Raw genomic sequence first — 14,016 nt, forward strand, 5'->3', positions numbered from 1 at the left:
CAGATATGTTTTTCGAATCCGCCTGGAGCCGTAAAAGTATTGGCGATGTGGATGTGGTGTACCACGACGGGTTGTATCACCTGTTTCACCTGGTGCTCCCCAATCATGACTTCATCGCGCATGCCATCAGTGATAATGCATTGAACTGGCGGCGGGTTGATAACGCGTTGTTCATCGGCGATCCGGGCAGCTGGGATGACCTGATGCTCTGGACAATGCATGTGACGCCGGACCCGCATGAGCCGGGTCGCTGGCGGATGTTTTATACAGGCATTTCGCGGCGCGACCAGGGAAAGGTGCAACGCATCGGACTGGCATTCAGCGATGATCTCTATCACTGGGAGAAGGCTGATGTCGACTGGGAGGATCGGCGCGGGATGCATGATCCGCAGCATATTCTGGAAATCCGTGCGAAACTGCAGTCAGTCGTTGCTACCAATATCAAAGCGAAACAGAATCCTGACAGCTGTTTTCCCCTGGAGCCGGCGGAAGAGTATTATGAATCATCGCCTGACAACGAACGGAACTGGGTGAGCTTTCGCGATCCGTTTTATTTTCATGAAGGCGATCACAGCTGGTTATTGATGGCGGCTCGTGTGAATGACGGGCCGCTGGTACGACGAGGCTGTGTAGGGCTGATGGAAGAAGTGGCCCCCAATCAGTTTCAGGCTTTGCCTCCATTGCATGCACCGATGATTTATGACGACATCGAAGTCCCGAATCTGTTTCGGATTGACGGCGATTATTATCTGATCGGCAGTCTGCGGGAAGATGCCAAGATTCGTTACTGGCATACGGAGAATCTGGATAAGCCGTGGCGTAACTATTACGACAATGTTCTGCTGGCGCAGGGTAATTATGCCGGCCGCATCTGTCGGGATGATAAAGGGATTCTGCTCTGGAATTTTTATACCAGTTCGCCTCACGATCGGACTGTGAATAATCTGCTGCCACCTCCCAAACGCCTGGAGCGGCTTCCTAACGGACAGCTCCGTGCCAGAACATATGAAGGAATTTATGACCGCGTGATCGATCGACTCGATTCCCACCGATTGCACGTGTTGAAAGGGACTCACGAAGAATCATTTTTCCGTGTGGATGATGGATCGCTGAAGGTAGTGAGTGAAGCCGGTTACCAGGGTTTTGTGTTCAATGAAGAAGTCGACTGCTTTCTGTTGAAGTGTCATTTTTCAATGCAGGGGGATGGCAAATGCGGCATCCTGATTCGCATCGACGCGGAATCGTATGACGGATATTACTTGTCGCTGGATCTGCTGAAAGGGATCGCCCAGTTTCGTTCCTGGAAAACGGGTGAAGAGAAGTCGGGCGAGAACATGATGCAGTTTGAGTCGCTGCAGGATGGGTTCTGGCGGGTGAGGGATCCGGAAGATGTCGAGATTCAAATGTTATCGTTCGGCAGTTATCACGAGTTGAGTGTGAATGGGGGCGTGATCCTCTCGCTGGCAAACGCGACCTTCAGTAGTGGGATGCTGGGTTTCTATGTGGAGACAGCGACACTGCAGATCAACCATCTGGAAGTGCACCGCCTGGAGCCACCCACCCAGTCCGACGATCACCTTACCAGTGGCTGGCGGAAGAATGATCACGTGGAAGAAGACAAGTGAAGGAAGTCTGAACAGGGGCTGAAGCTCTCGCTCTCCGTCTGATCAGCTGAGTAAATTAACGGCCGTGCGGATTGCTAAAAGAACAGATGTAATCAAGCCGATAAAGCCGAGAATTTTCATCCAGGCGGGAATCGCATTCTCACCTTTCATATCGGCGCGGGTGGACAGCCAGAGCATGGCGATTGCCAGCATCGGGATACCCAGTACCGTTAGTGACTGTGCAAAGATAATCAGTCCCACCGGTTTCTGTCCCTCGTTTTTCGTATAGATCGCAACGGCCATACCTGTTAGCAGTGCAAAGACGGTAAACAGTTTGGGCCATTTCTGATCGATGTAGCCGCCTAGTCCGAAACCATCCGCCAGGATTGAGCCACCAATCATGGCGTTGACCAGGAATGAACTGAAGGCACCAGCGAAAATTCCCAGTGAGAAAATGACCATGGCAGATTTACCAAAACCGGGTTCGAGGCTGGTGGCAACATCCGAGACGGAGGTCAAAGTTTCAACGTTTGGATTCTGGTACAGCACTTTCGCGGCGGTAATCAGTACCATTAATGTGATCAGTCCCAGCATACTGATGCCGAGTGTGGAATCGATAAGACCCTGTTTCAGGTTTTCCCGGGTCCAGCCTTTCTGACGAACCAGATAGGATTGATAAAAAGCTCCCGCGACGGAGAATGTGGTCGCATACAGGGCCACGATCGGCGTCATGACTTCCTGCATGCTGGCGCCATTGGCTGCCTGCTCAGGCAGAGAGGGGATGAGCCCGGCGAGCGCTTTCAGCCAGTCGGGTTTTACCTGGAACAGATTGATGGCAAAGGCAATGATCATAATAGCAACCAGCAGCTTCATCAGTTTCTCAATCAGACCATACAGGTGTTTGAAACCATAAAGTGCCAGGATGATGAAGGTGTTCATGCCGATGATGATGGCGAGAGAATAGTCGTTCCCTTCTTTCATGAACGGTTCGACGGCTGCCAGCACGCCGAGGTTATTACTGAATTGAAAACAGGCAGCAATCAAAAACAGGATGACACCGGTTGCAGCAGCAACGGGTCGACCGGCGCGTTCTGCCAGTTCATCACAGATCGTGCCTTTGAGTTGAATTCCCAGTCGTGCTGAGAGCGCCGTCATGGCAATCATCATGATAACGGCAATCACCAGCACCCAGCTCATCTGGTAGGAGTAGGTGTGACCAATTTTGGAAGCCGACAGAATACTGCCCGGCCCGAGTACCACCGACGCGGTGATGATGGCGGGACCCAGACTGGCTAGAACACGTTTGAAGATATTGGTTGGCGGCTGGTCGTTCATGGAGGATGCACCGTATTTTCTAAAGATAGATTAGTAATGGCTGCATCTTAACAAAACAGGCACGGAAAATGAGGTTTCCGCGAGGTTTTTTATTCAAAACGATCGTAAATCAATACCTCGTCCAGTGATAACTGTCCTCCCCGTTCATTGGCGGGGCGAATCGGTTTTCCGACGACAACGAACATGGAAATCAGGAAATCCTCTGGAAGATTGATCAGGTCGGCGACTTTGTCGAAGTCGAAACCGTCCATGGGGCAGGTATCGTAGCCCATATCTTTGGCGACCAGCATCATGGTTTGAGCGGCCATGCCACAGGAGCGTTGCGCTTCATCACGTTCCAGCTGCTCTTCATTTTTATAAAATGAGAGGATCATGGGAACCAGCGCTTTCTGTACCGGTTCGGGGGCATTCTGCCAGTAACGCATCGGATCTTTCTGCCAGGACTTCATATCAGCACAGATCACAACCAGCAGGGAGGCATCGGTCACCTGCGCCTGATTCCAGGAGGCTTCACGAATTTTCTGTCGCAACTCAGGGTCTTTCACTACGACAAATCGCCAGTGCTGGATATTAAAGGCGGTGGGAGAAAGCATCGTGTAAGACAGGAGTTTCTGGATTTCCTCGTCTGTCATTCGATGATCGGGGTCGTAGGATTTGACAGAACGTCTTGCTTCAACTGCTTTTAAGGTTTCCATTCTCATTCACTTTAATCAATAAACACACAGAGACAATTCGAATTGCGGCTATTGCTATCATAGGCAGTCTCCCCCCTGAATAACACTGTTTCGCGGAAATCCGGAATAGGAAATCGCCTGTTTTTAATGAATATCCCGACCGGGAAGCCGGAATCTTTCCGGGAAGAACATTGTCGCTGCCTGAAAATCCCCATATAGTTACCACAGCGGGCAGCCGAACAGCAGACACGGATGATCATCACGAATGCCCTGCATCGGGTTCATCCTGCACAACGGACTCAAACACAGGATCAGTCATGTCCCAGTCAGAAACAGCCAAAGCCAAATCAACAGAGAACGGCGCTTCGAAAGATCAGAAAAACCAGCGCGGCTCATTGGGTCGTATTTTTCTGGTGCTGGTCATCGGATTCTGTGTGCTGCTCTGGTTTGCTCCGCAGATCGTCTCGCGCACCTCACTGAAAGATTCGATTCTGCCCCGCATTCTGAAAAACTATCCGGGTGAGATACGCACCGGCGAAGTGACACTGAGCTGGGGAGCGCCGGTGACGTTTCAGAATGTGGCCCTGGAAGATTTTGAAGGCCGGGATGTGGTCCGCATCAATCAGATCCAGACAAAAAAAACATTGTGGGAACTGGCGAAAGATCGTAAACGTGTCGGCGATGTCAATGTGGACGGCGTGACGACTTTGACGTATGTGAACGATCAGGGACTGGCGAATCAGGATCTGCTGACGGCCATCATTAATAAAGGGACAAAGGAAAATCCCGAAGGCGATCCCGATGCAAAGGAAGAGCCCAAAACCGGAACACAGCAGTCACTGACGCTGCATCTCTCTGATCTCAACATGAATGTGGTGAATGCCGCTGATGAGTCCACACCCTATCTGACGGGCATGAATATCACCGTGACACGACCTGCGCTGCGTACTGATCCAATTATGGTTGAAGGCAGCTGGAAAGAGCCGGTCGCGGAAAACGGGGAGGTGAAGAATCCCGCGGAAATCGAATTTCTGGTCAGTGCGGTCAAATCGGGCGAGCCTGATGCTTCGCGGTCGGGCTCATTGAAATTCAAAACCCGGTTCTTTGATCTGAAACAGTTGATGCCCCTGGTCAGCGCATTGTCACCCGGTGCGTATCTGGATGGGATTTCCAATTCCGAGATGGAAGTCAAATGGTCGGGAACGAAAGAAGCACCGCGGTTCGCCGTCAAAGGAAACTGGGAAGCAGCACCTCTCGTCTTTGGTGCGCCGGAACTGCTGGGGAACGATGAAATCTCAACCGATTACGCGAAGGGCAATATCGATCTGATGGCTGCGAATGGCGTCTTGTATTTCAAAGAAGCCAATGCCGAATCGCAGTTGGGCAAAGTTGCATTGCAGGGAAAGCTGAACTGGGATGACCTGAAGGATGAGAGCAAACAGGAAAAACTGGCGGGACTGTTGAATTCCCAGCTCAAACTGTCTGGCGACCTGGATCTTGCGGAAACTGCAAAACAACTGCCGGAAACCATGCATTTAAAACCGGGTATGCAGATTACTTCGGGGACAGTCAACTTTGAAGTTTCCAACTTTGATCCAAAGCAACCGGAACAGAATCAGGCATCGACCTGGGTTGTCGACCTGAAAACATCAGATCTGACAGGCCGCAACAACGGGCAGGAAATTCGCTGGCAGCAGCCGGTCTCATTAATGATGCAGATCGTCAGACAGCCTGATTCGTTTGATATCCGTTCGCTGAAGTGTGAGTCCGATTTCCTGAAAGTGACGGGTAGCGGGAATGCCAGCGATCTGAAACTTCGACTGGAAGCGGACCTGGATCGACTTTCTGCACGCCTGGATCAGTTTGTCGATCTGCAGGCGGTGGCTTTGAAAGGCAAGATGAATGGCGAAGTGGACTTCAATGTGACAGGCGACTCGTGGGAGACGAAGTCATTTTTGAATTTCGATCACCTGCAGCTGGCGATGCCTGATCGACGGGGCTGGCAGGAACCGAAGCTGGAACTGACTGTGGAGGGGGCCGGGAAAACGGACGAGCAACAGATTCATGTGGAACGGTTCATCGTGTCACTAATTGCCGGCGCCGATGCCTTCCAGGCAAAACTCGAATCGCCGACGACTATTGATCGTCAGCGTAAAGCGGAAGCCCCAGAGCAGCTGCTGCCTTTCAAAATCCAACTGCAGGGGAAACTTGCTTCCTGGGCGGACCGGGTGCGACCACTGGCCAGGCAGGATCTGCAGCTGGCAGGCGATGTCAAGTTTGCCTCTTCGGTTTCGATCGGCGATCAATATTTTATCCATGAGAATACCACGCTGGACCTGACAGATGTCCGTGTTCAGACTCCCAACATGTGGATCAGTGAACCTCGTGCAGAATTGAAAACCTCGGGTAGCTGGGACGGGAAACAGAAAAGGCTCAAAGCAACGAAGCTGACTTATCGAGGCACCGCAGTCGCAGTCAACGGAGAAAAGCTCGAAGTGCAGCTTCCCAATGAAGAAGTTCAGACGCCTTCGTTTGTGGGATCACTGTCAATGAATGGTGACCTGCATGCGCTTTCGCTCTGGTTCGAGAATCCGGCAGAGCCACCCGAACAAAGATACTACGGATCGATTCAAGGACAGGCAAATGTCGTCGTCACCGAAACATCGCGACTGGCGAACTGGCGGGCTTCGATCGCAGATTTTGCGATCGAAGCCCCCGTACGTGAGCCAGTGGCGCCCGGGAAGAAAATCGTTCCCAGCCAGCGCAATCCTGGTTGGGCGATCAGCTGGCAGGAACCACAGGTTCGCATGGAAGGGGATACGCTGCAGGACCTGAAAGAGGACTCCCTCACATTGAACCAGATGTCGATACAATCGGACATGCTGGACCTGACGGCGAAGGGGGAGATCAAAGAGTTCTCCACTCGCAAACAGGTCAGACTGGCGGGGGAAGTGACCTACGACTGGGAAAACCTGACTCCCCTGCTTCGCAGCAAACTGGGACCGGATGTGGAAATCGTCGGGCATGAAACCAGGCCATTCACATTAAACGGGCCATTAGGAAGTACGGCGAATGATCGAGCGCGCGAAATGGTTTTGAATGCACAGCCACGTCCATTGTACCCCGATACGCGGCCGCTGTTCGTGCCCACCGATCAATATAATGAATTGACGGGTGATGCAGGGATCGGCTGGGAAAAAGCGAATATCCGTGGCTTGACCAGCGGTAAGACGAGTATTGAGGCTACCATTAAGGATGGGCAGATCCATATCACGCCCCTCGATTTGCAAGTGAGTGGCGGCCGTCTCAGACTGGCTCCGATTGTTCGACTCGATGTGAAGCCGGCGGCGCTGATCTTTGAAAAAGGGAATGTGATCGACAATTTCCAGTTCACTCCCGAGATGACGCGCAACTCACTGAAATACGTCGCGCCGATGCTGGCAAACAGTACCAATATTCAGGGACAGTTTTCCTTGAGCCAGGAATACGCGGTCATTCCCCTGGATCAACCGGAAACGGGGGAAGCAAAGGGAACATTGCTCGTCAAGTCGACGAAGGTCAAGCCGGGACCCCTGTTTGATGCGCTGGCGGAAAAAATCGATCAGGTTCTGTCGATTGTGAATATCAATCGACAGAATAGGCTGATCAGTTCAGATTCCATCTTTCTACAGGTACAGAACCAGGCGTTGCATTATCATATGATTGATGGCAGGGTTTATCATTCTCCGTTCGAAGTCCAGATGAAAGGATTAACGGTCCGCACGACCGGCTCTGTGGGACTGGATGAATCTCTGGATCTGATTGCGGAAGTCGGGTTTACCAATCTGATCTCAGAAGACAGCGACAAACCGTTCGTGAAAGCGCTCATCAGCAAACCGTTGCGACTGCCGATCGGGGGGACATTGAAGAAACCCAAGGTCGATATGAGCCAGGTCGGCGATTATGCCAAGCAGATGGGGTTTAATGCCCTCGATGCCGTATTGGGCACAGGTGTGGGAGCACAGATCCAAAGTCTGTTCCCCGAACGAACGCCGGAAGAGATGGAGCAAATTCAGAAGGAACGCGAGGAACGTCGTAAGGAACGTGAAGAACGGCGCGAACAGAAACGGCTGGAAAAACTCAAACGTAAACAGGGACTGTGATGGGATTGCGTTGATACGCAGTCGGGTGATCTGATGCAGATTATTTCTCAGCGCTGGAAGTCAGTCAGAACTGATACGTTATTATTGTCTATTAATTTTCTGCTGATAGCCGCATTCAATCTGAGTCTGTATTTTCTGTTTGAGAGCAATGAAACTCAATGGGTTCGAGCTGTCTGGTGTCTGGCAGGACTGATTGGATTCTGGATCTTACTCTTGAGCCTGGGATCGCAGACCATGAGTCAGCAAAGCGAACCGATTGCCGGGCAGACCGGCAGAACACAGTTGACGCTGGTGACACTCTATAGTCTGTTGAACGGACTCTCCTACCTGTGGCTACCAGATCAGGATGCATATATCACGGTATTTCTGCAAAGCGGACTCACGCTAATCGTCTGTATTGCGATGTCGCTTTCATTTGTTGACCAAACCCAGGCCGGTTCTCGGATGAACTGGCCTGCTGTGATTTGCAGCTACCTGATTGTCCTGGTGACATTGATATTGAATCTGACAGGCTTGTGGCTTATGTTGACAGGCGGCGTTTAAGCGGGAAGTGATCACTAGATAAAACTTCAGTTTAATTTCTCCTCACGGACTTAAAATCACATGACAACCGAACAGTTGAAACTCGCAAAGTGGAGTATCCTGTTTCTGGTGATGTTGATCGCTGTCGCGGTGGTTCATCTCTATGTCACGGTGAATGAACTCGCTCTGTCGCAGAAACACATCCGGCAGGCGTTTGGGAAAGGGATTGCCGCCTGCCTGTTTCTGACTGCCGGTGGTGCTGCCTTGCGCTACCCGCTGAGTGGACTGCTGGCCGGGATTCTGGTCTGCTTTTTCTTTGCCCTGGGATACATTGTTCACTGGGCAGGCATCCCTCTCAACTGGCTTTATTGAAGGGGACTGAAAGAGGTACCATTTTTTTCTGATTCCTGTTATCGTGCTGACTCTGTGAGCAGAGTATTCTGAATTATATCACATTGGTCAGAAACAGGATGCGGGAATGGATGCAAGCGGTGAGAGTCGACATATCGAACTGAAACATGCGATGTGGATCTATCTGCTGGCGCTGGTGATTGGCGTGGGGGTTGGCACGCTGGGTTCAGCCTTTCATTACTGTCTCGATAAGGTGATTCGCATCTATGTCGTCATCGCAGAATTCTTCGCCGGGTACGGCATTCTGGCAATCGTAGTTGCTGCTTTGACAGGTGCCGTAATGGTGGCGGCGGCAGCCGTCCTGGTGCGAAAATTTGCGCCGGAGACCGCAGGCAGCGGCATCCAGGAAATTGAAGGTGTGATGGGGGAGCTGATGGCGCTCCGCTGGCGGAGTGTGCTGCCTGTGAAATTCTTTGGCGGCGTGCTCTCTATGGGAGCGGGCCTGGTTCTTGGTCGCGAAGGACCGACGATTCACCTGGGTGGTTGTGTCGGTCAGATTGTCGGCGAAAAAGCACGTTCGGATACGCATACTCTGAATACCTTTCTTGCTGCCGGTGCAACTGCGGGACTGAGTGTGGCCTTCAGCGCGCCGCTGGGCGCGATTCTGTTTATGATCGAAGAAGTCAGGCCCCGATTTCAATACAGCTTTGTTGCCTTGCACGCGGTGATCATCGCCAGTATCACGGCGAATCTGGTAAACGATCAGGTGTTCGGTACTCTGCCACAACTCCCGGTTCAGTTGCAGGATTCACTTCCGGCATTTCAGCCTCCCGGCAATCTGCTGCTGACGCTGTCTTTGAACCTGTTGTTGGGTGCGCTGATTGGTGTGTTGGGCGCGAATTTTAATACGTTCATGTTAAGGTGCTTACGGGTCTCTGATGAATTGGGCAGCCGCACTTTGCTGATGATCTCTGCGTTGGTGGGTGCTGTAGTTGGTGTGCTGATGATTGTTGCGCCGGAATATGTCGGCGGTGGTGAAGCGCTGGTGAAAGAAATATTCGCGGAATCTCCCCTGCTCGGTTTTCTACTTTCCTTGCTGGTCGTGCGGGCGGCGCTGACGTTTTTAAGTTATTCAATCGGCGTACCAGGAGGAATATTCGCACCCATGCTGGCGCTGGGCGCTTTGATTGGCACCAGCTTTGGATATCTCGTACACGAAATCGCGCCTCAGGCCGGTTTGCAGGCAGGGACTTTTGCAGTGGCAGCGATGGGGGCACTGTTTGCAGCGACCGTGCGAGCACCGTTAACGGGTATTGTGCTGGTCGCTGAGATGACGGACAGTTTTGAACTTCTGCCCGCAATGATTGTGACCTGCATGACCGCCAGCATCGTCGCTCAGTCACTGGGGAGCCGTCCGATATATGATCTGCTTTTAGAGCGAACGCTGGAACGCAGAGGAATCAAGGCAGAACCGGAGATCAGTTGCTGATAATTTGATGCAGCTTCAGTAGAAAACAGTACTCAATAAATTCTGTATTGTAAATCGAGAATGACGGTGACCATGTCCGAATTAACGACCACGGAACTACTGGAAGAAGTAAAGATTCTGCGTCAACGTGTTGCGAAGCTGGAACAGCAGCAGGCAGATACCACTCGCAGTAAAGAACATCATCTGGCACAGTTGTATTTTGATCTGGCGGGTGAAATGATTCTGGCCCTTGATGCGAATGAAACCATCTCATTGATCAATCAGCAGGGCTGTCGTCTGCTGGAGGCAGAAGAACACGAAATAATCGGGAAGAACTGGTTCGAAAATTTTCTACCCCTTTCCAATAAAGTTGAAGTAAAAGAACTATTCCGACAACTGATGCAGGGAGAAATTCAACCGGTTGAGTTTTTTGAAAACGATGTACTGACCGCAAAAGGCAGATTAAAATCAGTGGCCTGGCATAATTCGATTTTGAAAGATGAGACAGGCAGAATCATTGGCACACTCAGTGTGGGTGTTGATATTACTGCGCGGAAAGAAGCTCAGCAGGCATTGCGGGAAAATGTTCAAATATTTCGCCAGATTTCAGAGAATGTGAATGAGCTGCTTTGGGTCTGTGCTCCCGATTTCAGTAAAACCTACTTTCTCAGCCCGATGTATGAAGAGATCTGGGGGCGTTCCTGTCAGAGTGCCTACGATGATCCACACTCCTGGATTGAGGGGATACATCCAGATGATCGTGCAGCCGTTGTGAATAATCTGGAAAGAAAAGCTCAAGGCGATTTTGCAGATCCTGATTTTCCCAGGTGTCGAGTGATACACCCAGATGGTACGATCCGCTGGATCGAGACGAGGGCTTTTCCCGTCTATAATGAATACAATCAGATCACACGCATTGCGGGAATCGTTGAAGATATCACCCAACGTAAGCAGGAAGAAGATGCCGCCAGTATCATGCAGCAGAAACTGGAGCGAAGCGTCGAAACACAAACTTCTGAGCTGGCAAGGAAGTCGGCGCAACTGGAGGCAATGTTCAATGCGATTCCAGACGCCGTGCTGGTGCTCGATCGAGTGGGAAAAATTGTCAATTTCAACAGCAGGGAAAAGTTAAGTTTATTTCTGGCACCCGATCCCCGCGTCGGCAGCGAAATTGAAAGCCTGCTGCCGAATGAGGCAGGTAGTCAGATCAGGACACTCATCAATCGGGTCTACGACACCAGACAGATTGAAACGTTCGAGTATAGCCTGATCAACCGGGGTGAGGAGAACTGGTATCGCGCCCGTGTTCTCCCTTATCTGTCGGATGAGATTCTGATGATGATTGAGAAGATCAGCGATCAAAAAATTGCGGAGATGGAGCTGAAAAGACTACATGAAAAACTTTCTGAAGCGCAGAGGCTGGCCCATATAGGCAGCTGGGAATGGAATTTGAAAGACAATGCGATCTGGTGGGCGGATGAAGTCTATCGTATTTTTGGTGTCGTGAAAGAGGATTTTATTCCGAGTTATGAATCCTTCATGGAAACAGTGCACCCTGATGATCGCCGTCTGTTAGAACAGACTATTACACGTACTTTAGAGCTCAAGCTGCCCCTCAGTGCTGAATATCGCATCATTCGTCCCAGTGGTGAAATCCGGCATGTGCAAGAGAGAGCCGTATTAAAAGAGAATGATGCTGGCGAATTAACTTTCATGCACGGAACGGTTCAGGATATCTCGGAACGACATGAAGCCATGAAAAAGGCCCAGGAGTATCGAGATATTCTGGCACATGCTTCCCGACTGGCTGTCATGGGAGAATTGACGGCAGGCATTTCGCATGAACTCAATCAACCATTGACGGCAATTGTCAATTACACTTCGGCCATAAAACATCAGCTGGAGCAGGGACAGGATGTAAATCATCTTGTTCAGAAAATCCAGGATTTGTCACTGCGTTCGGGTGAGATTGTGCGCAAACTGAAATCGCTGGCAGAAAAACGAAAACAACAGGCGATCAGATTCAATGTTCAGGAGAGTATTCGAAGTGCCCTGGAGTTGATTCAATATGAACTGCGAGACCGACAGATCGAAGTAAAAATCGACAGCAAAATGAAGTTTACCGTCGTGTATGCTGATCGCATCCAAATTGAACAGGTACTGGCGAATTTATTTATCAACGCGGTAGAAGCAATGACAGAATCCTCTTTCCCGAGAATTTTAACGATCAATATAGTACCAGTTGAAAATTCCATGGTTCAGGTTGCCATTGCCGATACGGGGCATGGGGTTCCAGTAGATTTCGTCGACCATCTGTTTACACCGTTTACCACGAATAAAAAAGGGGGGCTGGGCATTGGTCTGTCCTTAAGCCGCTCTCTGTTGGAAGCTTCCGGAGGTCGAATCTGTTACAGTTCGAGTATTGATTCTGGCGCCTGTTTTCATGTTTTTTTACCGACTTGCCAGAGCGTGGAGTAAACTGATTCAAAACGCCCATTGATGAATTCGCGTTTTAAAAGACAGGGATGAATTTCCCTTCCGAAAGTTTGAAGGGGCGGTCGGTGCGGTCCCGGATTTCAGTTTCAGGGTCGATGCCGAAGCGGGTAAAGATGGTCGCAGCCAGATCGGCGGGTGTCACTGGATGAGACTGAGGATAGACTCCGAGATTATCACTGGCACCATACGCAGAGCCCTGATGAACGCCACCGCCAGCCAGGACCACGCTATAACAGTTCGGCCAGTGATCGCGTCCACCATTGACATTGACGCGGGGCGTGCGGCCGAATTCTCCCATGGCGATGACGAGAGTCGAATCCAGCAGGCCACGCTCTTCGAGATCGTTTATGAATGCTGCAAAACCCTGATCGAAGGGAGCCAGCAGTTCGCGGTGCCTGGGAAAGAGGTTGGAATGGCTGTCCCAATTCACGGTCTGACCATTCAGTACGCCGTCATGGACGTTGATGAAGCGGACTCCTGATTCCACAAGTCGTCGCGCCAGCAGCAGGCTTTGTCCCAGCTTGGTACGTCCGTACTGTTCGCGGACTGATGCTGGCTCGCTTTCAATGCGGAAGGCATTCTGCACGACAGGGTTCTGCAGCAGTTCGAATGCACGGCGCTGATAACTAGCCAGATCAGCGTTTTCCACTTCCAGCTGATCCAGTGACTTCAATAACGCGCGGCGATTCTGCAGACGCGGTTCACTGACGGCAGGAGGTCGCTGCAGGTTCTGAACTTGAAACTGCTCTGAGTTTGGGTTGGCATTGATTTGAAACGGATCATGACTCCCTCCGAGGAAACCGGAATTCTGTCCCGGCAGATCGACAACGTTGTACATTACATGCGGCAGCGCGACATTGATCAGGGGATTACCGGTCCTGGCAAGTGCACCACGGGAGGTTGCATAACTGACGGCGGCAGCAACATTGGGAAAATCTCCCAGTCGGTTTTCACCAAGCACCTCATTGTTGCTGGAAGGGGTTTTTCCGACCAGCGCCTGGTACATGGCAGAATTATGATTGGTCAGATCGTGGTGCATCGAGCGGATCACTGTCAGACGATGCATGATTTGAGCGCACGCGGACAGGTGTTCGCAATTAATCAGACCGGGCACACTGGTTTTGATCGGGCGATACTCGCCACGTACTTCGGAAGAGGCTTCGGGTTTCATGTCCCAGGTGTCGATCTGACTGGGACCGCCATAAAGCATTAACACCACGCAGGAACGAATCGGCTGATGTACGACGTTCTTGCTGGCGGAGAGACGCCGCTGATTTAATGCGGCTGCAATCGCAGCGTAGCCGGCTGTCTGCAGAAAGCAGCGGCGGGAGATCGCACGTTCCAGAATGCCAGGTATTTCGAGCACGATACCGGTTCTCCAGTAGAGTTCAATGAACTGCAACGTAGAATGGGATTGTACCAAT

9 protein-coding genes are annotated in these 14,016 nt (G+C 51.2%); 6 read left to right on the top strand and 3 right to left on the bottom strand.

Features of this window, described 5'->3' with window-relative positions; translation table 11 throughout:
- The first annotated feature begins 5 nt into the window (after positions 1 to 5).
- Complete coding sequence (locus ACN0YN_RS20150) at positions 6 to 1,625, top strand: glycosyl hydrolase (RefSeq protein WP_417386809.1); 1,620 nt, start codon at positions 6 to 8, stop codon at positions 1,623 to 1,625.
- Positions 1,626 to 1,667: 42 nt separating this feature from the next.
- Here ACN0YN_RS20150 and ACN0YN_RS20155 read toward each other — a convergent pair whose 3' ends face one another.
- Both ACN0YN_RS20155 and ACN0YN_RS20160 read right to left on the bottom strand, forming a co-directional pair.
- Complete coding sequence (locus tag ACN0YN_RS20155; protein WP_417386810.1) at positions 1,668 to 2,939, bottom strand: Nramp family divalent metal transporter; 1,272 nt, start codon at positions 2,937 to 2,939, stop codon at positions 1,668 to 1,670.
- A gap of 89 nt (positions 2,940 to 3,028) precedes the next feature.
- Positions 3,029 to 3,634, bottom strand: a complete 606-nt coding sequence (locus tag ACN0YN_RS20160) for a nitroreductase family protein (protein WP_417386811.1) — start codon at positions 3,632 to 3,634, stop codon at positions 3,029 to 3,031.
- Between the two features lie 296 nt (positions 3,635 to 3,930).
- Here ACN0YN_RS20160 and ACN0YN_RS20165 point away from each other — a divergent pair, with 296 nt between their 5' ends.
- The 5 genes from ACN0YN_RS20165 to ACN0YN_RS20185 all read left to right on the top strand — a co-directional run bounded on the left by ACN0YN_RS20165 (position 3,931) and on the right by ACN0YN_RS20185 (position 12,574).
- Positions 3,931 to 7,755, top strand: coding sequence for a hypothetical protein (locus tag ACN0YN_RS20165; RefSeq protein WP_417386812.1), 3,825 nt, complete (start codon positions 3,931 to 3,933; stop codon positions 7,753 to 7,755).
- Positions 7,756 to 7,788: 33 nt separating this feature from the next.
- Positions 7,789 to 8,298, top strand: coding sequence for a hypothetical protein (locus ACN0YN_RS20170; RefSeq protein ID WP_417386813.1), 510 nt, complete (start codon positions 7,789 to 7,791; stop codon positions 8,296 to 8,298).
- Positions 8,299 to 8,358: 60 nt separating this feature from the next.
- Positions 8,359 to 8,649, top strand: a complete 291-nt coding sequence (locus ACN0YN_RS20175) for a hypothetical protein (protein WP_417386814.1) — start codon at positions 8,359 to 8,361, stop codon at positions 8,647 to 8,649.
- A 106-nt stretch (positions 8,650 to 8,755) separates the two neighbouring features.
- The gene (gene clcA, locus ACN0YN_RS20180) at positions 8,756 to 10,117 is read left to right on the top strand and encodes a H(+)/Cl(-) exchange transporter ClcA (RefSeq protein ID WP_417386815.1); all 1,362 of its coding nucleotides are present in this window, start codon (positions 8,756 to 8,758) and stop codon (positions 10,115 to 10,117) included.
- Positions 10,118 to 10,189: 72 nt separating this feature from the next.
- Positions 10,190 to 12,574: a PAS domain-containing sensor histidine kinase gene (locus ACN0YN_RS20185; RefSeq protein WP_417386816.1), complete on the top strand. Its 2,385-nt coding sequence runs from the start codon at positions 10,190 to 10,192 to the stop codon at positions 12,572 to 12,574.
- 34 nt (positions 12,575 to 12,608) lie between these two features.
- On the opposite strand, the gene ACN0YN_RS20190 is transcribed toward ACN0YN_RS20185, so the two are convergent.
- A complete protein-coding gene (locus ACN0YN_RS20190; RefSeq protein ID WP_417386817.1) occupies positions 12,609 to 13,958 on the bottom strand; it encodes a DUF1501 domain-containing protein in 1,350 nt (449 codons plus the stop codon).
- Positions 13,959 to 14,016: the final 58 nt, after the last annotated feature.

This window comes from Gimesia sp. (assembly GCF_048260065.1).
In the GTDB taxonomy this organism is placed as follows: domain Bacteria; phylum Planctomycetota; class Planctomycetia; order Planctomycetales; family Planctomycetaceae; genus Gimesia.

Bases quoted from the DNA above. Each gene is read 5' to 3' on its own strand.
- ACN0YN_RS20160 (WP_417386811.1), bottom strand. From the start codon at position 3,634: ATGGAAACCTTAAAAGCAGTTGAAGCAAGACGTTCTGTCAAATCCTAC.
- ACN0YN_RS20170 (WP_417386813.1), top strand. From the start codon at position 7,789: ATGCAGATTATTTCTCAGCGCTGGAAGTCAGTCAGAACTGATACGTTA.
- ACN0YN_RS20155 (WP_417386810.1), bottom strand. From the start codon at position 2,939: ATGAACGACCAGCCGCCAACCAATATCTTCAAACGTGTTCTAGCCAGT.
- clcA (WP_417386815.1), top strand. From the start codon at position 8,756: ATGGATGCAAGCGGTGAGAGTCGACATATCGAACTGAAACATGCGATG.
- ACN0YN_RS20150 (WP_417386809.1), top strand. From the start codon at position 6: ATGTTTTTCGAATCCGCCTGGAGCCGTAAAAGTATTGGCGATGTGGAT.
- ACN0YN_RS20165 (WP_417386812.1), top strand. From the start codon at position 3,931: ATGTCCCAGTCAGAAACAGCCAAAGCCAAATCAACAGAGAACGGCGCT.
- ACN0YN_RS20175 (WP_417386814.1), top strand. From the start codon at position 8,359: ATGACAACCGAACAGTTGAAACTCGCAAAGTGGAGTATCCTGTTTCTG.
- ACN0YN_RS20185 (WP_417386816.1), top strand. From the start codon at position 10,190: ATGTCCGAATTAACGACCACGGAACTACTGGAAGAAGTAAAGATTCTG.